The 22,163-nt window shown below is 45.8% G+C and carries 22 protein-coding genes and 4 tRNA genes; all 26 read left to right on the top strand.

Features of this window, described 5'->3' with window-relative positions:
* Positions 1–29: 29 nt before the first annotated feature.
* The 26 genes from C5O19_RS23085 (at position 30) to C5O19_RS22960 (ending at position 22,161) form a co-directional block, all read left to right on the top strand.
* Positions 30–1,160 carry a cytochrome c oxidase subunit II gene (locus C5O19_RS23085; RefSeq protein WP_104715748.1) on the top strand — a complete coding sequence of 377 codons (1,131 nt, stop codon included), beginning with the start codon at positions 30–32 and terminating at the stop codon, positions 1,158–1,160.
* Between the two features lie 30 nt (positions 1,161–1,190).
* Positions 1,191–3,086, top strand: coding sequence for a cytochrome c oxidase subunit I (locus tag C5O19_RS23080; protein ID WP_104715747.1), 1,896 nt, complete (start codon positions 1,191–1,193; stop codon positions 3,084–3,086).
* Between the two features lie 161 nt (positions 3,087–3,247).
* On the top strand, positions 3,248–4,261 hold the full coding sequence (locus C5O19_RS23075) for a COX15/CtaA family protein (RefSeq protein ID WP_104715746.1): 1,014 nt from the start codon (positions 3,248–3,250) through the stop codon (positions 4,259–4,261).
* Positions 4,254–5,144 carry a heme o synthase gene (gene cyoE, locus C5O19_RS23070; RefSeq protein ID WP_104715745.1) on the top strand — a complete coding sequence of 297 codons (891 nt, stop codon included), beginning with the start codon at positions 4,254–4,256 and terminating at the stop codon, positions 5,142–5,144. Before C5O19_RS23075 ends, cyoE begins: the two co-directional genes overlap by 8 nt.
* A 37-nt stretch (positions 5,145–5,181) precedes the next feature.
* Positions 5,182–5,775: a cytochrome c oxidase subunit 3 gene (locus tag C5O19_RS23065; RefSeq protein WP_104715744.1), complete on the top strand. Its 594-nt coding sequence runs from the start codon at positions 5,182–5,184 to the stop codon at positions 5,773–5,775.
* Between the two features lie 74 nt (positions 5,776–5,849).
* On the top strand, positions 5,850–6,611 hold the full coding sequence (locus tag C5O19_RS23060; protein WP_165796109.1) for a cytochrome c oxidase subunit 3: 762 nt from the start codon (positions 5,850–5,852) through the stop codon (positions 6,609–6,611).
* 12 nt (positions 6,612–6,623) lie between these two features.
* Entirely contained in the window at positions 6,624–6,956 is a 333-nt protein-coding gene (locus C5O19_RS23055) for a cytochrome C oxidase subunit IV family protein (protein WP_104715743.1), read from the top strand.
* A 56-nt stretch (positions 6,957–7,012) separates the two neighbouring features.
* The gene (locus C5O19_RS23050) at positions 7,013–7,729 is read left to right on the top strand and encodes an SCO family protein (protein WP_104715742.1); all 717 of its coding nucleotides are present in this window, start codon (positions 7,013–7,015) and stop codon (positions 7,727–7,729) included.
* Positions 7,726–8,277, top strand: coding sequence for a DUF420 domain-containing protein (locus C5O19_RS23045; RefSeq protein ID WP_104715741.1), 552 nt, complete (start codon positions 7,726–7,728; stop codon positions 8,275–8,277). The genes C5O19_RS23050 and C5O19_RS23045 overlap by 4 nt, the downstream gene beginning before the upstream one ends.
* Before the next feature lie 14 nt (positions 8,278–8,291).
* On the top strand, positions 8,292–8,561 hold the full coding sequence (locus C5O19_RS23040; protein WP_104715740.1) for a hypothetical protein: 270 nt from the start codon (positions 8,292–8,294) through the stop codon (positions 8,559–8,561).
* 164 nt (positions 8,562–8,725) lie between these two features.
* Complete coding sequence (locus C5O19_RS23035; RefSeq protein WP_104715739.1) at positions 8,726–9,292, top strand: RNA polymerase sigma factor; 567 nt, start codon at positions 8,726–8,728, stop codon at positions 9,290–9,292.
* A 4-nt stretch (positions 9,293–9,296) separates the two neighbouring features.
* Positions 9,297–10,076 carry a hypothetical protein gene (locus C5O19_RS23030; protein ID WP_104715738.1) on the top strand — a complete coding sequence of 260 codons (780 nt, stop codon included), beginning with the start codon at positions 9,297–9,299 and terminating at the stop codon, positions 10,074–10,076.
* Between the two features lie 53 nt (positions 10,077–10,129).
* On the top strand, positions 10,130–11,110 hold the full coding sequence (locus C5O19_RS23025) for an outer membrane beta-barrel protein (RefSeq protein ID WP_104715737.1): 981 nt from the start codon (positions 10,130–10,132) through the stop codon (positions 11,108–11,110).
* Between the two features lie 265 nt (positions 11,111–11,375).
* Positions 11,376–11,458, top strand: a tRNA-Tyr gene (locus C5O19_RS23020).
* Between the two features lie 50 nt (positions 11,459–11,508).
* A tRNA-Gly gene (locus C5O19_RS23015) sits at positions 11,509–11,581 on the top strand.
* 145 nt (positions 11,582–11,726) lie between these two features.
* Positions 11,727–11,798: transfer RNA gene (locus C5O19_RS23010), tRNA-Thr, on the top strand.
* A 165-nt stretch (positions 11,799–11,963) separates the two neighbouring features.
* A complete protein-coding gene (gene tuf, locus C5O19_RS23005; RefSeq protein WP_104715736.1) occupies positions 11,964–13,148 on the top strand; it encodes an elongation factor Tu in 1,185 nt (394 codons plus the stop codon).
* Positions 13,149–13,305: 157 nt separating this feature from the next.
* Positions 13,306–13,376: transfer RNA gene (locus C5O19_RS23000), tRNA-Trp, on the top strand.
* Positions 13,377–13,471: 95 nt separating this feature from the next.
* Complete coding sequence (gene secE / locus C5O19_RS22995) at positions 13,472–13,666, top strand: preprotein translocase subunit SecE (protein WP_094815107.1); 195 nt, start codon at positions 13,472–13,474, stop codon at positions 13,664–13,666.
* A 98-nt stretch (positions 13,667–13,764) separates the two neighbouring features.
* Positions 13,765–14,325: a transcription termination/antitermination protein NusG gene (nusG, locus tag C5O19_RS22990; RefSeq protein ID WP_094815105.1), complete on the top strand. Its 561-nt coding sequence runs from the start codon at positions 13,765–13,767 to the stop codon at positions 14,323–14,325.
* 145 nt (positions 14,326–14,470) lie between these two features.
* Entirely contained in the window at positions 14,471–14,914 is a 444-nt protein-coding gene (gene rplK / locus C5O19_RS22985) for a 50S ribosomal protein L11 (RefSeq protein ID WP_094815103.1), read from the top strand.
* A gap of 69 nt (positions 14,915–14,983) precedes the next feature.
* Entirely contained in the window at positions 14,984–15,682 is a 699-nt protein-coding gene (gene rplA, locus C5O19_RS22980) for a 50S ribosomal protein L1 (RefSeq protein ID WP_094815101.1), read from the top strand.
* Between the two features lie 3 nt (positions 15,683–15,685).
* Positions 15,686–16,222 carry a 50S ribosomal protein L10 gene (rplJ, locus tag C5O19_RS22975; RefSeq protein ID WP_094815099.1) on the top strand — a complete coding sequence of 179 codons (537 nt, stop codon included), beginning with the start codon at positions 15,686–15,688 and terminating at the stop codon, positions 16,220–16,222.
* Positions 16,223–16,343: 121 nt separating this feature from the next.
* Positions 16,344–16,727, top strand: coding sequence for a 50S ribosomal protein L7/L12 (gene rplL, locus C5O19_RS22970; RefSeq protein ID WP_094815097.1), 384 nt, complete (start codon positions 16,344–16,346; stop codon positions 16,725–16,727).
* Positions 16,728–17,128: 401 nt separating this feature from the next.
* On the top strand, positions 17,129–20,992 hold the full coding sequence (gene rpoB / locus C5O19_RS22965) for a DNA-directed RNA polymerase subunit beta (RefSeq protein WP_094815095.1): 3,864 nt from the start codon (positions 17,129–17,131) through the stop codon (positions 20,990–20,992).
* Between the two features lie 71 nt (positions 20,993–21,063).
* Positions 21,064–22,161, top strand: a complete 1,098-nt coding sequence (locus C5O19_RS22960) for an acyltransferase family protein (RefSeq protein ID WP_104715735.1) — start codon at positions 21,064–21,066, stop codon at positions 22,159–22,161.
* The last annotated feature ends 2 nt before the right edge of the window (positions 22,162–22,163 follow it).

The raw sequence follows: 22,163 nt of genomic DNA, 5'->3' as shown, positions 1-22,163 counted from the left end.
ATAGAAAAGTATCAAAAACAAAGATTGTCATGGTTTATATCGTTGGTTTGCTGGCGGCCGTTCTGTTGGTACTTACTTTGGTAGTACTCAATCGGATGTCCGTATTCACCAAAGGTTTTGCTTCGCCTTCGGCTAGCAATGAACCGGGATTAGCAAACAAAATCAATGCGGCCCTGTTGCCGATTGTGTTCGTGTTGGGTAGCATTGCAGGGGTATGGTCGTTTATGGAAGCGGCTCCTAAATTTCTGCCCGATCCTTCGTCGACTCATGGTAAAGAGATCGATACGATGTTTTGGTGGTTCATGGGAATCGTTACCACCGCTTTCTTTTTAACGAGCGTATTATTATTTGCGTTCTCATTTAAGTATCAGTACGATCCTAAACGTCGGGCTACGTTCTATCCCGTGAATCACCGCTTGGAGTTGGCTTGGACAGTAATTCCGGCCATCATCATGGCAATCATGGTATTCATGGGCTGGCGGGTTTGGCGGGATATTACTACGGAAGCTCCCGCTGATGCGTATGTGATTGAAGTAACGGGTAAGCAGTTTAACTGGATTGCTCGTTATCCCGGTGTAGATGACAATAAGTTAGGTAGCTACAACTACAAACTGATTGATGCTACCAATGAAGTAGGTATTGATCTTTCTGATGAAGCAGCCTTTGATGACGTAATCAGCAATACCTTGTACCTCCCCAAAGGGGTGCCGGTATTATTGAAAATTCGTGCACGTGACGTACTGCACAGCGTGTTCCTTCCTCACTTACGGGTGAAAATGGATGCGGTGCCAGGTATGCCTACCAAATTCTGGTTTACGGCAACGAAAACAACGGACGAGATGAAAGCCGAGACGAACGATCCTAAATTCGAGTATCGTCTCAACTGTACGGAGATTTGTGGCCAGGGTCACTTCTCTATGAAAATGAACGTAGTGGTATTGGAAGAAGACGACTTCAAAGCTTGGTTGAAAACCCAGAAATCTTTCTTGGCTACCAATACTAGCTATTTGGATCGTGTACCGGCTCGTTTGAAAGCAAAAGCAATGAAGTATACGGAGTCGGCTGAAGAAGCTCCCGCGGGTGAGTCTGCCCCTGAAGGAGAAGCAGCTCCGGCTGATAGTACGGCCGCTGCTTCGGGTGCTACTGCTTCCCTACGTTAATTTTGCATCTTAAAAACTAAAAAAGAAGATATGGCACTGACTCACGACGATCATCACGACGTTCATGACGTTCATGAGCACGAGCATGAGCATCACGAGCAAACTTTCATCCAGAAGTACGTCTTCTCGGAAGACCATAAAATGATTGCCAAACAGTATCTGGTAACGGGTATTATCTGGGCATTCATTGGTGGATTGCTTTCCATTCTGTTCCGTCTTCAATTAGGTTTTCCTGATTTGAAACTGGATGGACTGCGGTGGCTTTTAGGCAACTGGATCAATGCAGAAGGAAAACTGGAAACAGAATTCTATCTGGCTTTAGTTACGATGCACGGTACCATCATGGTATTCTTCGTACTGACGGCAGGTTTGAGTGGTACGTTCTCGAACTTCTTGATTCCTTTACAAATTGGAGCACGTGATATGGCTTCCGGATTCCTGAACATGCTTTCGTTCTGGTTCTTCCTAGTCGCTGGTTTGATCATGTTTGCTTCCCTGTTTATTTCAACGGGACCAGCTGCCGGGGGTTGGGTAATTTATCCGCCTTTATCGGCTATTCCAACGGCTTCTAATGGCTCAGGAATGGGGATGACGCTTTGGTTGATTTCGATGGCTTTGTTCATTGTTTCTCAGTTGATGGGAGGTTTGAACTACATCACGACGATTATCAACCTGCGTACGCGGGGTATGTCTTTTAGCAAGCTTCCGCTGACGATTTGGTCATTCTTCTTGACTGCCGTATTGGGTCTGCTTTCATTCCCTGTACTGTTAGCGGCAGCTCTGTTATTGATTTTTGACCGTAGCTTCGGTACGAGCTTCTACATCTCTGAAATCTACATCGGTGGTGAAGCGTTGCCTCAGCAAGGTGGATCGGCCATTCTGTTCCAGCACTTGTTCTGGTTCCTGGGTCACCCTGAAGTATACATCGTATTATTACCAGCCTTGGGTATTACTTCTGAAGTTATTGCTACGAACTCTCGTAAGCCTATCTTCGGTTACCGAGCCATGATTGGTTCGATGTTAGGAATTACCTTACTGGCCTTTATCGTATGGGCTCACCACATGTTCGTATCGGGTATGAACCCCTTCCTGGGTTCGGTGTTTATGTTCCTGACGCTGATCATTGCGGTGCCCTCTGCTGTAAAAGCCTTTAACTACATCACTACGCTGTGGAAAGGTAACATCGTCTTTACACCGGCTATGTTGTTCTCCATCGGTCTGGTATCGCTTTTCGTTGCGGGTGGGGTTACGGGTATTATCTTGGGTAATGCCGCTCTGGATATCCAATTACACGATACGTACTTTGTAGTGGCTCACTTCCACTTAGTAATGGGTTCTGCCTCCTTCTTTGGACTGATGGCTGGGGTATACCACTGGTTCCCTAAAATGTATGGCCGTATGATGAATGATACGCTGGGTTACATTCACTTCTGGCTTACATTCATCGGGGTATTCTGCGTGTTTTTCCCCATGCACTACATCGGTATCGCCGGTTTCCCCCGTCGTTACTATTCGTTCTCAACGTACGATCTAACGAACTCTTTTGCTGATTTGAACATGTTCATCAGTGTAGCAGCTATCGTTACGTTCGCTTCACAGGGTCTCTTTGCCTGGAACTTCTTCTACTCTATGTTTAAGGGTAAGAAGTCCGTACAAAACCCCTGGCGTTCGAACACGATCGAATGGACGGCTCCTGTGGTACCGGGTCACGGTAACTGGGAAGGACCTATCCCTGCCGTATATCGTTGGCCTTACGATTATTCAAAACCAGGTGCAGTAGAAGACTATATTCCTCAAACGGTACCTTTCTCTTCAACGCCCGAGTCTAACTTACCGGAAGAAACGGAGCAAATTGCTTTAGAGAAAGCTATTGAAGAATTACATGTCTTCCAGAAAGAAGTGTCTGCCAAATCAGGTGGTCATTAATTCGGTAGCTGACCAAACGCATAAAAAAGAAAGGGCTCCTTCCAGAGCCCTTTCTTTTTTATGCGTTCTAGCATTCAAGCCAATCAACGGATTGAAATCTTTTTATCGGGGGAATAATTTCGATTGTATCTTTGTTGCCTAGTAGAAGCAAGCGTGCCGCTATGAACTTTAGAAAATTAGGCATTGCTACGATTGTTGTTGTGTACTTAGTAGTCGTAGCAGGTGGCGTGGTGCGAAGTACGGGAGCGGGTATGGGTTGTCCCGACTGGCCCCGATGTTTCGGAACTTGGGTACCACCTACGGATATCTCTCAATTACCCGCAAATTATCAGGAAATCTTTGGTGCCAAACTCAAAGGGGAGGTGCTGTTTAATCCAGTGAAAACCTGGACTGAATACATAAACCGACTTGTAGGCGTACTAGCGGGCCTTTTTGTATTTGCTACGTTATTGACGTCACTCAAATACTGGAATAAAGACCGTTCGCTGTTCTGGCTTTCGCTGGTGAGCTTTGTATTAATGGGTTTTCAAGGCTGGTTAGGAGCCAAAGTGGTTTCCACCGAATTGAAGCCTTTGATCATTACGCTCCATATGCTAGTGGCAATCGTCATTATTTTCGTATTGATTTACGCCGTAGCCAGAGCCTATTCGCGGGTAACGCAAGTAGAGAAGGTACAGAACAAACCCTTACTGAATCGAGTATTGGCTTGGGCTATTGCTTTGTCGGTAGTTCAGGTCTTGATGGGTACCCAGGTACGTGAAGCGATTGATGAAGTTATCTTCCGCATTGGTTACGAGAATCGTAGCCAATGGATCGAACAGGCTAGTCAATCCGGGCTTTGGTTTTACGTACACCGGTCTTTTTCACTACTTGTTCTTTTCGTCCATGGTTGGTTTATCAAAGCCCTGTGGCAGTCTACCCGTCAGGACGGCTTACTGAAATCCTACGCTAAAGCAATGTTGGCTTTAGTGGTTGTTGAAATTCTGACGGGTATAGGAATGGCGTACTTCTCCATTCCTGCTTACTTACAGCCCGTACACCTTACACTGGCATTGGTTATGCTGGGCGTACAATTTGTAGCTTATTTACTACTGAATGCCGAACGTGTGTTCGGTACCATTAAAGCGGCATCGACTGATTCGTATTCAGCGGCCTTAGGAACGAGCAATGTCTGAAGTAAAAACGAGTGTATTAGAACTTACCTGGCAGGAAAAAGCGAAAGCATATGTTGAATTACTCAAGCATCGCCTGAGTAGCTTTGTTGCTTTGTCCGGAGCCTTCGGTTATTATTTGGCGGTTAAAGAAGTAGACTGGGCGAAACTAATCCTCATTACAATCGCCGGATTCTTCATTACAGCCGCTTCGAACATCATCAATCAGATTTACGAGAAAGACAGCGATGCGTTGATGAAACGTACGCGTAATCGGCCTCTACCTTCGGGACGATTGACGGTACGTGAGGCCACGATCTATTGTTTGTTGCTGATTGTGTTCAGTCTTTTTCTATTCGTCCATTTCTTCAATTTTCGCTCAGCTATTGTAGCTATTCTTTCGGTCATCTTATACGGGTTTGTCTATACGCCCTTAAAGCGTTCTGGACCGATTGCTGTATTCGTAGGAGCCATTCCCGGAGCTTTACCTCCGATGATTGGCTGGGTAGCCGCTACGAATCAATTTGGTTGGGAACCAGGTGTACTGTTTGCCATCCAGTTTTTCTGGCAGTTTCCGCATTTCTGGGCACTAGCCTGGATGATCGATGAAGATTACAAACAGGCGGGAATTCAGTTATTACCCTACAAAGGAGACAAAGGAGCGAAAACGGCCCGGGCTATCATTGGCTATACCTTGTTTCTCGTACCCCTAGGCTGGATTCCTTATGAGTTAGGAATTACGGGCATCGCTTCAGCCATCATCGCTACGCTGGGTGGACTTCTTTTCTTGGGCCATGCCTTTTACTTAAAGCGAGAAATTAGTGATGCCGCCGCTCGCCGCTTGTTTTTTGTTTCCATTACCTATCTGCCGATTCTCCAAATCGTGTTTTTATTGGATAAAGCTTAACGTAGCTTTTTAACGTAATCGCAGCATTTACATCGTCATGAATACTGAAATAACATCTGCTCCAAGTTTGATGGAAGAAGCCAAACCCACCTTTTCGTTCCATCCTAAAAAATTCATGCTCTGGCTGACCATAGCCGCCATCACCATGTCCTTTGCGGGCTGGACGAGTGCGTATTTGGTACGTCGGGCAGAAGGCAACTGGCTTGAGTTTGAAATACCAATGATTTTCTGGTATAGTACTGGCGTTCTGCTGGTCAGCAGTCTTTTTATGCATTTATCGGTACGAGCTGCAAAAAAAGACCAATTTGGCCAACTCAAAACAGCGATTTCGATTACTTTTGCACTCGGCTTGGTGTTTCTGTATCTGCAAGTAGAAGGTTTCTACGAGTTAGTTCATCAGAAATTATTCCTGGTTGGCAATCCAGCCGTTTCTTTTTTTGACGTATTGATTTTCATTCACGGCCTGCACATCATTAGTGGTCTGATTGTTTTAATCTTTGCTTTTGTGGCAGCCTGGCGAATGCAAATCCACGCCAAGAAAAGAGACCGTATTGAAATGGCAGCGATGTATTGGCACTTTTTAGATGCTTTATGGCTGTACCTTTTCATCTTTTTGCTGAATTTCCGCTAGTAAAAAAGCCACGATATTACGCCTCTCAACGGAGCGAAAAACGAAATTATTAACTGTAAACTGAATTAGCGTACATGGCAACACACGCTGCTGCTGAACCGAAACAACTATGGCTGGGCGGTGCCGAACCGATGAAAGCCAGCTATGGTAAACTGATGATGTGGTTGTTCCTCTTATCAGATGCCTTTTCTTTCTCTGGCCTGTTAATTGCATATGGACTGGTGCGTTACGCCCACCCAGCATACGACGGGGATGTGGAAAATTTCGTTTTTTCGAATCAGTACTGGCCGATTCCAGAACGCGTATTTGAAGCGGTTCCTTTTTTCCACGGTTATCAGTTACCCCTGGTTTTCGTAGGCTTAATGACCTTCATTTTGATCTTCAGTTCAGTAACGATGGTATTAGCAGTGGAAGCTGGTCACCGGAAAGATAAAGCTGATGTTGAAAAATGGATGTTGTGGACGATCCTGGGTGGTATCACTTTCTTGGGCTCACAAGCTTGGGAATGGGGTCACTTCATCACGGGTACGGATAAGCCGACCATTTTAACGGATGTCATTAACGGCGTACAGGTAACGAAAGAAGTATTCGGAGCGAACCTGCACGTGAACCAGTACGGTCCGCAGCCCTTTGCTGATTTCTTCTTCTTTATTACGGGTTTCCATGGTACGCACGTAACGTCCGGCGTTATTCTAAACATTATCGTTTTCTTTAACGTTTGTATGGGTCTTTACGAACGTCGCGGACACTACGAGATGGTTGAAAAAGTCGGTCTGTACTGGCACTTTGTGGATCTGGTCTGGGTCTTTGTATTTACATTTTTTTACCTGGTATAATCGAAAAGAAATATGGCATCGGAATACACTGAATATGTAGAGAAGAACGGTAAGATGGTAGCCAAACCGCAAACCAAGAAGATTTGGCGTACCTTCTGGATTCTATTGATCATTACTGTTCTGGAATTCGTCGTAGCGTTTTCGTTACCTCACCATATGCACTTGCTGAAAGTATCCATCTTCGTGGGTATGACCATTGTAAAGGCAGCATACATCATGGGTGAATTCATGCACTTGTCGGGTGAAACCAAGAGTTTATTCTGGACCATTATTGTTCCGCTCGTTTTCATCGCGTGGTTAGTACTGGCTCTGCTGATGGAAGGTGGTTTCATCTCTTCTTACTAAGCGTTCGGTCTAGAACGAATCAGAAGCGTACATTCGCTTCATGAGGAGCAATAGCTATGTGGAATATTAAAAAAGCCGGAATCCTAATCTTGATGTTAGTGATTCCGGTTTTATTCTTTTTGTGGATTCGTTTCGGTGGCGTCAATCATTATTCGCTACCCCGGTATTTTCCACTACGGGATACCTTAACGAATCAGGTAATCATCAAAAAAAATGGCCCGAATCGAGCCTGGTGGGAACCTGAACAGGATACGCTTTATCATACGATTCCAGCATTCAATTTACTGAATCAGGATAGTACCTGGGTCACTGGTGATTTACTGAAAGGAAAAATTGTCGTAGCCGATTTCTTCTTTAGTCGTTGTCCAACGATTTGTCCGAAGATGTCTACGCAATTGAACCGGATTCAGGATATATTCCTCAATAATCCAGATGTATTGATCGTTTCTCATTCCATTGATCCTACGCATGATACGCCCTCGGTGCTTCGTGCGTACGGAAAACGCTACGACGCTGAACCAGGGAAATGGGTTTTTCTAACGGGTGATAAAGCTCAAATTTATCAGTTGGCTATCAAAGGCTATAAACTAGCGGTACAGGATGATCATGCCCAAACGGCGGACGCTTTTACGCATGATAGCAAACTAGTACTAGTGGACAAAGAAGGCGTCATACGGGGCTATTACGATGGTGAGGATAAGGAAGAAATTGATCGCTTAATTCTTGAAGTTAGAGTACTGCTGGATATTTATAAAAAACGAGAATCCAAATGAGTCCATTAACCATACCGCAGGAAAAGCAAAAGAGCTACCTGCGACTCATTCGCATTTTATCGGTGGTTATTCCCCTGGCCGTAGCGGTGCTACTTAATCCGCGTGTGCCGAAGGTACAGATGGGCGAATGGACCAAACTCCTGCCGCATTTAAACGCCTTAATCAATACGGCTACGGCTGTGCTGTTGATCATCGGTTATATCATGATTAAACGGGGCAATGTCGCAGCTCACCGCCGCGCCATGCAAACGGCTTTCGTGCTGGGTTCGTTATTTCTGGTCTCGTACGTTTTATACCATCTCACCAATGAATCTACTGCTTTTGGTGGAGTAGGGGTGGGCGTGCGAACTTTTTATTATGTCATTCTAGTTAGCCATATTGTATTATCCATTGTGGTGGTACCTTTTGTGCTGCTGGCGGTGTATTATGCGTGGAGTAATCAGATTCCCCGGCACAAGCGAATTGTGAAAGTGACGTATCCCGTATGGCTGTACGTATCTGTAACGGGCGTGATTGCTTATTTGATGATTAGTCCGTATTACCAATAAAGTTTTCGAGACGAATGAAACGTTTGCTGGCTTCTGGAGTACTGGTACTACTTTCTTGTACCCTTACCTTCGCCCAATGTGCCATGTGCCGGGCTTCTGTAGAAAGTACGTATAGTGACGGTCATTACCTAAATGGTTCAGGTTTGAATACCGGGATCTTGTATTTATTAGTAATGCCTTATTTGATTGTGGCTTTGATTGCTTACTTCTGGTACCGTAGTAGCCGAAAGGAATACGCTCAGAAAATGGCACTCTGGCAACGCATGAAAGGGATTAGTCAGTAGTAGTTAAGTTGTAGTGATTGATTTATTGCCGATAAGTAGCCTCCTAGTTTTTGACTAGGAGGTTTTTATTTTTTCACCTTCTTACAATAAATTTTAAAAGGGCTTGCAACCTTTGCAAAGGGCTCTGCATCTACTAAACAGTAAAACTACCCTTATCCCGTCTTGTGAAAATTTTATCTTTATTTCAAACGGAAGAGCAACTGGTAAAGGCCTGTCAGAAGGCTGACCCTAAAGCGCAGCGACGGGTGTACGAAAAGTACTCGGCCCGGATGCTAGCCGTTTGCCGAAGATATTTCAAAGATGAGTATGAAGCGGAAGAATGCATGGTGGAAGGGTTTGTGAAAGTGTTTGAACGCATCAGTCAATTTAAGCTGGAAGGAAGTTTTGAAGGTTGGATTCGTCGAATTGTAGTCAATGAATGTTTGATGGCATTGCGTTCGAAAAAACAGCTGGGCTGGCAAACGAGTTATGATGAAATCCTGTATGAACCCGATCCGCAGCTTCCTGAGACGTCTCTGGAAGTAGCGGACCTGCTTAAACTGATTGATCAGCTGCCTACGGGATACCGAACGGTATTTAACTTATACGCCATTGATGGGTACAGCCATGAAGAAATTGCTCGTACCTTGCAAATAACCGAGAGTACGTCCAAATCGCAATTACACCGGGCTAGAGCGTTGTTACAACGGCTCATTACCGAAACCGATGCCCGGTTGTCAATAAATTATTAATCGTATGAAAGAACCGAAAGAAAATCATCCGATTGACCACTTGTTCGCCCGAAAATTAAAGGACCACGAGCAAGCCCCCCGATCTGAGGCCTGGAATAAGCTGGAGTCACGGCTGAATAATAGCCATACGCAGCGGAAAGGATTGCCTTTGTGGGCTAAGTACTCGGCAGCAGCTTCCGTAGCCGTACTGCTACTAGCGGGTTGGTGGATGATTCAACCCGCTACGACAGCTATGGGGCCAGAGTTAGCAGTAGAAAAGCCTCAAGTAGTAAGGCCTATCACTACTCCTCCGCAAGAAGCAGAACCTGTAGTTACTCCCAATCCCGTTGAAATAACTCCTGAAAGGGCACCGCAGGTAGAGCTGGCTGCCACAAAAAAGAAAGAACCGCGAGCGAAAGCCCTAGAGCCAAGGCCGCAGGCCATACCGGCCCAAGAACAGCTGGTAGCTGCCACACCCGTGACGAGCCCTACACCGCAAACATTAGATACCAAACCTTCCGTATCCGTCGCCCCCAGTGCACCGGTAGAAATGGTCGCTCAGGCGGCTACGAAAACCCAGGAAGTAGCTGAGCAAAAAGTGTTTATAGTCAAAGTAACGGAAACCGACGAAGCGGCCTCGGGTGTAGCCCGAGACGAAGCCCTCGGTAAACGTTCGAAGGGTAAGTTCTTCTCTCGCCTGGCTAAAGGCATTAAGCACATTCAGGAAGGCGAATGGAAAGAAGTGGGTCTAGACGGAAAAACGATTATGGCCCGAACCGAAGACAATCTTTTTAAAAAGAATTAAGCAACCTTTCATACTGATCGGACATCTGGAAGTTAAATCGTTAGAAATATCTTATGAAACGCATCGTTACCGTTTTGCTGGCCTTTCTAGGAACGCTGGGCATGGCTTCAGCCAGTGATATTGTTCGGGATTCGATTATTGTGGTGATGGGAGACAAGTCCCGCATTATCATCTACGGAGAAAATAAAGAGGAGTTGAAAAAGCTCCTTAACTACGATGTAAATCGATTACTGAAGGATGTAGGGGGAAAGATTGACTCTACTTCTCAAGAGGGTACAACGCGAGTAATTTTAGGCGAAGTTGATGGGGACAAATACCGCAAGAGAGGCCGCGGTACCATTACTATTCAAGACCGCCAGATTACCATTGAAGCCAACGGAGATACGACTTATCAGATCAAACGCGTAAAACGTACGCGTCCGTGGTGGCAGAACGATCAGGATAATTTCGTAATATCCTTTGGATTAAACGCGTACGGTAAAAAAGAAGACCTCAACTACAATGCTCAGGACTACGATTTACGGCCCCTGGGATCGCGGTTTTTCTCGCTCGGATTTTACCGAAATCCTACGCTGATTAGGGGAGAGGACGTTGCCTTACGCATGCGATTAGGGTTTGAATTCACTTGGTATAATTTCATGTTTGAAGGTAACAACGTAGCTCGAAAAGGAGCGGAACGCATTGAGTTCACCGAAGCTACGGAACCATTGAAAAAGAGCAAGTTGACGGTATGTTACGTGACCGTGCCCGTTATGCCAACCATTGCTATACGAAAAGGCGTGATTTCGCACATTGGGGCTGGAGGATACGTGGGCTACCGACTGGATAGTTACACGAAAACCAAGACGCAGAATAATAAGAAGGATCATAATCACGCTGGTTACTGGCTGAATGATTTCCGGTACGGCCTGATGGCGGAAATTGGTTTCCGTAACTCTGTTGATCTGTTTTTTCAATATGATCTGAATGAACTATATCAGGAAGCTCGTGGTCCCAAAGTACAAGCCGTTAGTTTCGGCGTTCGCCTGAACTAGGCTTAACGGAAGAGTTAAAAAGGAGTAGCGGAGGAATCGGCTACTCCTTTTTTATAAAACAGAAATTTTTTTCAACAAAGCATAAAAGCTGAAAGGTTTGACAATGAAAGCATTAGCGACTAATGGGGGAGTAGAAAAGGAAACCGACAAGAATTTTTTTTAAGTAGGGTATTGACATGGGCGAAAGATCACTGTACTTTTGCAACTCCAAACCGGAAGGTAACGGGAAAAAGTTCTCTGATACAAGATTAAAGAATTACCATTTGGGGCGATACCAGAGTGGCCAAATGGGGCAGACTGTAAATCTGCTAGCGTATGCTTACGGTGGTTCGAATCCATCTCGCCCCACAATTGATAAGAACCCGTTGGGTCGGGTTCTTATTTTAGTTTAGTCGTATGCGGGCGTAGCTCAGTTGGTAGAGCGGCAGCCTTCCAAGCTGCAGGTCGCGGGTTCGAGCCTCGTCGCCCGCTCAAACATTTGAGCGTTTAGTTTTTAAAATTCTTTCCATTCGGGAAGAATTTTTGTGTAAAGTTTCAGTTACGCTCGTAAGATTTACCCATTACAACGGAGATTTGCTACTTACACAGTAGATCTCAAACGTAAGTAAAGATTATTGCCTTTGTAGCTCAGGGGTAGAGCACTTCCTTGGTAAGGAAGAGGTCAGGGGTTCAAATCCCCTCAAAGGCTCTGAAACTTTCTTTCCGTAGTTTAGGTTGAAAGATCAGGCATTGCGAAATCCCTCTCCGCATAGAGAGGGACTTTTTTCGTAAGGAAAGGTGCAAGTGACTCATTTCGCAAGTACACTTTCATCAATATTAAACCCAATCGCGAAACCGATAATTCTCTTAAAAAATGGCAAAGGAGACTTTTGACCGCTCGAAACCGCACGTCAACATTGGTACAATTGGTCACGTTGACCACGGTAAGACGACTTTGACTGCTGCGATCACTAAAGTTCTTTCTGAGAAAGGTCTGGCCGAGAAGAGAGACTTCTCCCAAATTGACAACGCTCCTGAAGAACGTGAACGTGGTATCACGATCAATACGGCACACGTAGAATACCAAACTGAAAATCGTCACTATGCTCACGTTGACTGCCCTGGTCACGCGGATTATGTGAAGAACATGGTAACGGGTGCTGCTCAAATGGACGGTGCTATCATCGTAGTAGCTGCTACGGATGGTCCGATGCCCCAGACTCGTGAGCACATCCTGCTCGCTCGTCAGGTTGGTGTACCCCAGCTGGTAGTATTCATGAACAAGGTTGACATGGTAGACGATCCAGAATTGTTGGAACTCGTTGAAATGGAAATCCGTGATCTGTTGAGCTTCTACCAATTCGACGGTGATAACATTCCTGTAATCCAAGGTTCTGCTCTGGGTGGTTTGAATGGCGAACCCAAATGGGTTGCTACCATCGAACAACTGATGGACGCTGTAGATAGCTGGATCCCAACGCCTGCTCGTGAAACGGACAAGCCTTTCTTGATGCCGGTTGAGGACGTATTCTCAATCACGGGTCGTGGAACGGTAGCTACCGGTCGTATCGAAACGGGTGTAATCAACTCTGGTGATCCTGTTGAGATCCTGGGTATGGGTGCAGAAAACCTGAAATCTACGGTAACGGGTGTGGAAATGTTCCGCAAAATCCTTGACCGTGGAGAAGCTGGTGACAACGTAGGTCTTTTGCTCCGTGGTGTTGAGAAAACCGATATCCGTCGTGGTATGGTTATCTGTAAGCCTGGTTCAGTGAAGCCTCACAACCACTTCAAAGCTGAGGTGTATATCCTCTCTAAAGAAGAAGGTGGTCGTCACACGCCGTTCTTTAACAAATACCGTCCTCAGTTCTACTTCCGTACCACGGACGTAACGGGCGAGATCATGTTACCTGAGAACGTAGAAATGGTTATGCCTGGTGATAACATCACGATTGACGTAACCCTGATTAACCCCATTGCTATGGATAAAGGTCTGCGTTTCGCAATTCGCGAAGGTGGCCGTACCGTAGGTGCTGGTCAGGTTACTGAAATCCTGTAATTTTAGTATACTCGTAAAGAAAGCGTCTCGTTTCGGGACGCTTTCTTTATTTATAGAGAAAAAGTTTTCAGTTTACTGGAAAATAATTGCCCAGATAGTTGACGAACTCAAAACAAAACTCTATTTTTGCAGTCCCAAAATAAGAGTACATGCACACACGGGCATAGTATAAGGGTAGTACAGAGGTCTCCAAAACCTTCGGTCTGGGTTCGAATCCTGGTGCCCGTGCAACTAAGTTTCAGGTTTAAAGTTTAAAGTACCCCTTGATGAAACACTTTTCGTCAGACTTTAAACTTTAAACCTGAAAACTTTAAACTAAACACATGGAAAAGGTAACGTCTTTGTTTAAAGCTTCCTGGGACGAAGTGACGCAGCATATCACCTGGCCTCCGTTCAAAGATCTCCAATCAAGCTCCTGGTTAGTACTGATTGCTTCATTGATCTTCGCGATCGTAGTAGGACTGATGGATGCCGGTTTCCAGAATTTGCTGGATCTTTTCTATAGCCTCTCCAAGTAAGTAACGCGTTTACAGTTGGCAGTGGTCAGTTTACAGTTGGTACATCCAAGCAGCGTTTACTGAAAACTGAGAATTGGAAACTGAAAACTGAGAAGAATATGAGTAACGTGAATTGGTATGTTTTGCGGGCCGTTTCCGGTCAGGAGAAAAAAGTAAAGTCTTATCTGGAGAATGAAGTAGCCAGACAAGAATTACAAGACTCTGTACCGCAAATTCTGATTCCGTCGGAGAAAATTGTGGAAATGCGGAATGGCAAAAAACGCATCCGTGAAAAAGCATTTTTCCCCGGTTATATCATGATTTCAGCGGACTTGTCCAACGGAGAAGTAATGCACTTGATTACCAGTATGCCCGGTGTAATTGGGTTTCTGGGTAGTAATGATAAAGACAAGAATTCCAAAATTCCTGTTCCCCTGCGAGCTTCTGAAGTAAAGCGAATGCTAGGCCAGGTGGATGAGGTCGTCGAAGAGACTTCTGCTTCATCGGTCTCCTTCCTGAAAGGCGAATCGGTTAAAGTAATGGATGGTCCTTTCAGCGGCTTTACAGGAACCATTGAAGAGATCTTCGACGATAAGAAGAAACTTCACGTAACGGTTAAAATCTTCGGCCGTAATACCCCCGTCGAGTTAAGTTACGCTCAAGTAGAAAAAGAAAGCTAAGACGAACACATAGCTTATCCCAGGGTGTTGTGAGCCACCGGGGTAGATGGCAGTTCAAGCTTCCAAAGAGTTGCCCAAGTTTCGTTTCTGCTTCTTTCGATAGATGCAACGTGGGCTGGATACAGCCCAAAATTTTATCCAAACAATGGCTAAGCAAATCACCGGATACGTCAAATTGCAAGTGAAAGGTGGACAGGCTAACCCATCGCCCCCAATTGGGCCGGCACTGGGTTCCAAAGGTCTGAACATCATGGAATTCTGCAAGCAGTTCAATGCTCGTACCCAAGATAAAATGGGTCAGGTATTGCCTGTACTGATTACCTACTATTCAGATAAGTCGTTTGATTTCGTAATCAAAACGCCTCCTGCTGCTAACCTGCTGCTCGAAGCTTCTAAAGTGAAACTGGGTTCTGCTCAGCCTAACTTGAAGAAAGTGGGCTCAGTAAGCTGGGATCAGGTGAAAACGATTGCTGAAACGAAAATGCCCGATTTGAACTGCTTTACGATCGAAGCTGCTATGAAAATGGTTGCTGGAACGGCTCGCAGTATGGGGATCACGGTTTCAGGTACTGCCCCCTGGCAAGAATAATTTTCCCAACGGGGGAGAGCAGACCTACTTGTAGGAAAGCTCGTCACCACCCCAAAATAGTCCATAAACATGGCAAAGTTAACTAAAAAGCAAAAAGAAGCTCGTTCAAAATTCGACCAGGCTCAGGCATATGAACTGGAGAAAGCTGCGGCGATTTTGAAAGAGATTTCTTACACCAAATTCGATGCTTCAATTGACATTGATGTTCGTTTAGGTGTAGATCCCCGTAAAGCGGATCAAATGGTACGTGGCGTAGTTGCCCTTCCCCACGGAACGGGTAAAGACGTTCGGGTACTGGTTCTTTGTACTCCCGACAAAGTGGAAGAAGCGAAGGCTGCCGGTGCTGACTACGTAGGTCTGGACGAGTATATCGAAAAGATCATGGGTGGTTGGACGGACATCGATGTAATCATCACGATGCCTACGGTAATGGCTAAAATCGGTCGTTTAGGTAAAATCCTCGGTCCCCGTGGTTTGATGCCTAACCCTAAATCTGGTACCGTTACGCTGGAAGTAGGTAACGCCGTTCGCGAGGTGAAAGCCGGTAAAATCGACTTCAAAGTAGATAAAACAGGTATCATCCATACTTCGATTGGTAAAGTATCTTTTGATGCGAATAAGTTGGCTGAGAATGCCCAGGAAGTAATCAATACCCTGGTTAAACTGAAGCCTTCTTCGGCCAAAGGTACCTATGTGAAGAGCATCTTCCTGTCTAGTACCATGAGCCCGAGTGTAGAAATCGATAAAAACACTGTAAACGGTCTGTAAGTCATGACGAGAGAAGAAAAAGGTGCGATCATTGAGGAGCTGGCTGAAAAGTTCAAGTCTACTCCTTACTTCTATATCACCGACGCGGCTGGCATGTCTGTAGCGCAGACAAACGACCTTCGTCGGAAATGTTTCCAGGCTGGCGTTGAGTACCGGGTAGTAAAAAACACACTGATTGCAAAAGCTCTTGAGCAATTAGATACGGACTATTCGGCCTTTAACGAAGGCGTACTGAAAGGTTTCAGCGGAATTATGTTCCACACGGAATCAGGCAAAGTACCTGCGAAACTGATCAAGGATTTCATTAAGGAATCTGGTAAAGCCAACAAACTTAAGTTCAAAGGTGCTTCGGTTGATTACAGCGTATTTGCTGGTGAAGACCAACTCGAAACCCTGATTTCTCTGAAATCGAAACAAGAACTCGTTGGCGAAATCATCGGTCTGTTACAATCACCTGCCAAGAACGTTATCAGCGGTCTGCAGAGTGGCGGCAACAAACTGGCTGGTATCCTCAAAACGCTTTCTGAGCGTCCTGAGTAATTCAGTAAGTCGGCTGAAGAATCCATTTCCGAAGCTGGCCCTGAACATTGATTTGGCTTCCAAGCCTGAATATATATCACTCTGTTTTTAATCATTTCGAAAAAATTTAAAGCATAATAAAATGGCAGATTTAAAAGCATTCGCTGAGCAGCTTGTAAACCTGACGGTTAAAGAAGTTAACGAACTGGCACAAATCCTGAAGGATGAGTATGGCATCGAGCCTGCTGCTGCTGCTCCCGTAATGGTAGCTGGTGGTGCTGCTGGTGGAGACGCTGCTCCTGCAGCTGAAGAAAAAACTTCTTTCGACGTAATCCTGAAGTCAGCTGGTGCTGGTAAACTTCAAGTGGTGAAAGTGGTGAAAGACCTGACCGGTCTGGGCCTGAAAGAAGCGAAAGAACTCGTTGACGGTGCTCCTAAAGCCGTTAAAGAAGGCGTAAGCAAAGACGAAGCTGAAGCTCTGAAGAAATCTTTGGAAGAAGCTGGTGCTGAAGTAGAAGTGAAGTAATTCACGCTACGATAGAAGATTCATTCTATCACAGGATAGACCCGGTCATTTGGCTGGGTCTTTCCTGCGTTAAAAGGTTAAAGTTTTCAGCAACCCGTTCTTTCGTAGCTAATTGACTGATAGCCAGTACTAAGCTCATCACCTACAAAAGTCTTTGGCTGGAAACTAACTGCGTACGTATTGCGTTCTATCTTATACAGGCAACACGCCTGATATGATCTAAGGGTTTATCCCAAGCGTTCTTACCCCCGAGAATTACTGCTGAAACACGATTCCATTCGTAGGGGAATCGCAAAGGGAAGTAATTCTGTCAACTACGAGGTACTTATTTGAGAATAAAGCAGCGATCGCTCTTTATTCAGTAACAAATAGTCAGATTCGGACTTTAAAACCGTAGTGCCTTGGCAACAAACAAAACTTCCAGACACAACTTTGCCCGCATCCAGGCTGTCATCGATTATCCTGACTTTCTGGACCTGCAGGTCAAGTCTTTCAAGGAGTTTTTCCAATTGGAAACTCCGGCGGATCGCCGCAAAAACGAAGGACTTTTCAAAGTTTTTGCTGAAAACTTCCCGATTACTGATTCACGGGAAAATTACATTCTCGAATTCGTTGACTTCTCGATTGATCCTCCTAAATACTCCGTTGATGAAAGTATCGACCGGGGTTTAACGTATGCATTGCCCTTGAAGGCGAAGCTGCGTTTGCGGAGTGAAGATCCGGACAACGAAGATTTCGAAACGATTGAACAGGAAGTTTTCTTAGGAAATATTCCTTACATGACCGAGCGTGGTTCCTTTGTTATCAATGGAGCGGAGCGGGTTATCGTATCACAATTGCACCGTTCACCGGGTGTGTTCTTCTCGATGAGCAAGCACACGAACGGTTCTAAACTGTATTCAGCCCGGATTATTCCTTTCAAAGGATCCTGGATTGAATTCTCAACCGATATCAACAACGTCATGTACGCGTACATTGACCGGAAGAAGAAATTCCCGGTTACGACGCTGTTACGGGCGATTGGTTTCGGTTCTGATAAAGAAATTCTTGACCTCTTCGGCTTATCAGAAGAACTTCCCGCTACGCCTGCTGCGCTGAAAAGAGCGTTGGGTCGTAAGCTGGCCGCTCGTGTTTTGCGTACCTGGCAGGAAGACTTCGTGGATGAAGATACGGGAGAGGTAATGTCAATCGACCGGAACGAAATCCTGATGGAACGGGATTCTGTGGTATCGGCCGAAGACGTAGACATGATTTTGGAAAGCGGCGTGAAGTCGATCATCCTGCACAAGGAAGATATGAACATCGCCGATTACAACATCATTTATAACACCTTGCAGAAAGATTCTGCGAACTCCGAAAAAGAAGCCGTTGAGCAGATTTATCGGCAGTTGCGGAATACGGAAGCTCCGGATGAACAAACGGCCCGGGATATTATCCAAAGCCTGTTCTTCTCCGATAAACGTTACGATTTAGGTGACGTAGGTCGGTACCGGATCAATAAGAAACTGCAATTGGACATCTCGATGGATACGAAGGTCCTAACGACCGAAGATATTGTATCCATCGTGAAGTATCTGATCGGACTGATCAACTCCAAAGCGGTAGTCGATGATATTGACCACTTGTCAAACCGTCGGGTACGTACCGTAGGGGAGCAGTTATACGCTCAGTTTGGTGTCGGTCTCTCCCGGATGGCTCGTACCATCAAGGAGCGGATGAACGTACGTGATAACGAAGATTTCAAACCCGTTGACTTGATCAACGCTCGTACGCTGTCTTCGGTCATCAACTCGTTCTTCGGTACCAACCAGCTGTCTCAGTTCATGGACCAGACCAACCCGCTGGCTGAAATCACGCACAAGCGTCGGATGTCAGCTTTGGGACCTGGTGGTCTGTCTCGCGAGCGTGCCGGTTTCGAGGTTCGTGACGTTCACTATACGCACTACGGTCGTTTGTGTACCATCGAGACTCCGGAAGGTCCGAACATTGGTCTGATTTCTTCGTTGTGCGTGCACGCGAAAATCAACTCCATGGGCTTCATTGAAACGCCGTATCGGGTGATTAAGGACGGAAAAGTAACGGACGAGTTACGGTTCCTGACGGCTGAAGAAGAAGATGGCCAGTACATCGCTCAGGCTAATGCCGCGATTGACGACAAGGGCAACTTCAAAGTTGACAAGATTAAAACGCGTTTCGAAGGTGACTTCCCGATGGCAGCCCCTGCCGAAACGCAGTTGATGGATATTGCTTCGAACCAGATTGTATCGGTAGCTGCCTCGTTGATTCCGTTCCTGGAGCACGATGATGCTAACCGGGCTTTGATGGGATCGAACATGCAACGTCAGGCGGTACCGCTGTTGCGTCCGGAAGCTCCTATCGTAGGTACGGGTCTGGAAGCTCGTGTAGCTGAAGATTCACGTGCCATGGTGGCAGCAGAAGGAGACGGGGTGATCGAGTTCGTGGATGCTACGAAAGTAGTGGTTCGCTACGACCTGACGGATGAAGAGAAACTGGTAAGCTTCGACAGCGAAGTGCGTACCTACAATCTGGTGAAATTCCGCCGGACCAACCAGGATACCTGTATCAACCTCAAGCCGATTGTATTCAAAGGCGAGCGAGTAGTGAAAGGTCAAATCCTGACGGAAGGTTACGCTACGCAGCAAGGTGAGCTGGCACTCGGTCGTAACCTGTTGGTGGCTTTCATGCCCTGGCAAGGATACAACTTTGAGGATGCTATTGTAATCTCGGAGAAAATCGTTCGTGATGACGTATTTACGTCGATCCACATCGAAGAGTTTGACCTGGAAGTTCGTGATACCAAACGGGGTGAAGAAGAATTGACTTCTGAAATTCCGAACGTATCCGAAGACATGGTGAAAAACCTCGATGAAACGGGTATCATCCGCATCGGTTCTGAAGTAAAAGAAGGTGACATCCTGATCGGTAAGATTACGCCAAAAGGAGAAACCGATCCGACTCCGGAAGAAAAACTGCTCCGTGCCATCTTTGGTGACAAAGCTGGTGACGTGAAGGATGCTTCCAAAAAAGCACCCCCATCACTCAAAGGGGTAGTTATTGATACGAAGCTCTTCAAACGTCCAAGCAAGGAGAAAGAAGTACGCGAGAAAGCGAAAGCGGACCTCAAAGTACTGATGAAGCAGTACAGCCGTGACCTGAATAAAATCAAGGACACGATGATTGACAAGCTGGCTACTTTGCTGGAAGGTAAAGCTTCACAAGGGGTGAAACACAAATTCGGTGAAGAAGTAATGCCGAAAACGACTCGTTTCACGCGTGCGAACATCGAAACATACTTGTTCCCTGAGAAGAACCCGTACCGTGACGAAAGTAACTATGCAGTTCCTGAAGAGGTGAATATGCTAACGGATCTTGACCTGAATGGCTGGACGGATGACGCTCACCTGAATGAATTGCTGGTAACCCTGGTGAAAAACTACATCAAGAATCGTAGTGAAGTAGCGGGTCACTTCAAACGGGAACGTTTTGCTCTGGAAGTAGGCGATGAATTACCTGCTGGTATTGTACAGTTAGCGAAAGTGTACATCGCCAAGAAGCGTAAGCTGAAGGTAGGGGATAAAATGGCTGGTCGTCACGGTAACAAAGGGGTAGTAGCCCGGATTGTACGTGAAGAAGACATGCCGTTCCTTGAAGATGGTACGCCCGTTAACATCGTCCTGAACCCACTAGGGGTACCTTCACGGATGAACATCGGTCAGATCTACGAAACCGTATTGGCTTGGGCTGGTTTGAAGCTGGGTAAGAAATACGCAACGCCGATCTTCGATGGTGCTACCGAAGAAGAAGTAGTAACGGAATTGAACGCGGCAGGTCTGCCTCCGTTCGGCCGTACGTACCTCTACGATGGTTTATCAGGGGATCGTTTCGATCAACCCGTAACGGTAGGTCTGATGTACATGCTGAAGCTGGGTCACTTAGTCGATGACAAGATGCACGCCCGTTCGATTGGACCTTACTCGCTCATTACGCAACAGCCGCTGGGTGGTAAAGCTCAGTTCGGGGGTCAGCGTTTTGGTGAGATGGAGGTATGGGCACTCGAGGCCTTCGGAGCCTCGCACATTCTGCAAGAAATCCTGACCGTGAAGTCGGATGACGTGCAGGGCCGTGCGAAAGCGTACGAAGCCATCGTGAAAGGTGAAAACCTGCCCAAGCCGAACATTCCGGAATCATTCAACGTATTGATTCACGAATTACGTGGTCTGGCTTTAGAGATCACACTCGATTAATAAAATGCGGAATTAATCAGGGAGGAAGCTTCCTCCCTGATTAATTCTTCTCGTGATAATTACCCCAATAAATGGAATTAAAGACCGGGTATTTCAAACAAATAGATTCCCTACGAGCCTACGCAGTATTATCAGTAATTGTTTTTCACTGGTTTTCGAAAGATAGTTGGATTAATGCATTACCGAACGGCACCATTGGAGTTACTCTATTTTTTGTAATTAGCGGTTTTTTGGTTTCTCGTATTTTGATGATGGCGAGAAACCGGATAGAGCGGAATGAACGAAGTTTCAAAACCGAGTACAAGAACTTCTTTGTGCGGCGAGCGTTACGAATTTTCCCCCTGTATTATGGGATCTTATTCGGGGTTTTTGCCTTACGCAAGTTTGCTCATGTAACGATTGAAACGGACCTTTTTAAACATCCGCTGTATTACTTTTTCTATTTATACAATCATTACCTGGACTCCACCGGAAACTGGTCGGATTTACTTTCGCCCTTTTGGAGTTTATCCGTGGAGGAACAGTTTTACATTTTCTGGCCGCTGATGTTGTTGCTGTCTCCGGCCAAACGACAGCCCTATTTCATACTGGCAGCCATCGGTATTGGGCTGGGATCAAGAGTGCTGTTGGCTTTATCCGGAAGTGGTCAGGACGGGCTGGCAACCGTGTACTGCTTAGATGCTTTCGGAATTGGAGCCTTGTTTGCCTACTTGTTCACCAATAGTAAAGACACGAAGGAAGCAATTCAAAAAAAGAATAACTGGACGTTAGCCATTGGTCTAGTTCTGTTTGCGGCCTGTATGGCCCTAGATTCAGGCTCTTGGTTCGTACTGGTATTTAAACGTTTTTCAATTGCCGCTATTTCGATGTACTTGGTTAGCGGGGCTTGTCTGGAGTTTAAAGGACTATTTGGCCGGATCTTGAATAGTGAAGTGCTGATTTACATTGGTAAAATAAGTTACGGACTCTACGTGTTTCACATGCTTATTCCCAGTGTATTTGTTCCCAAGTTTTTGACGTACACGCCAGCCAGAATTACGCAACTCATTACCAGTAATCAAAGTACTTACGTTACGTTTTGCTTTATTTTCTTACTCGTACTAGCCAGTTTATCCTGGTACCTGTTCGAAAAACGATTTACGGATTTAAAGAAGTACTTTAAAATGTAATC

The sequence above is a fragment of the Siphonobacter curvatus genome (assembly GCF_002943425.1).
In the GTDB taxonomy this organism is placed as follows: Bacteria; Bacteroidota; Bacteroidia; order Cytophagales; family Spirosomataceae; genus Siphonobacter; species Siphonobacter curvatus.
Note: the sequence above shows the minus strand (reverse complement) of the source record. Positions and strands in the feature narration are given on the sequence as shown.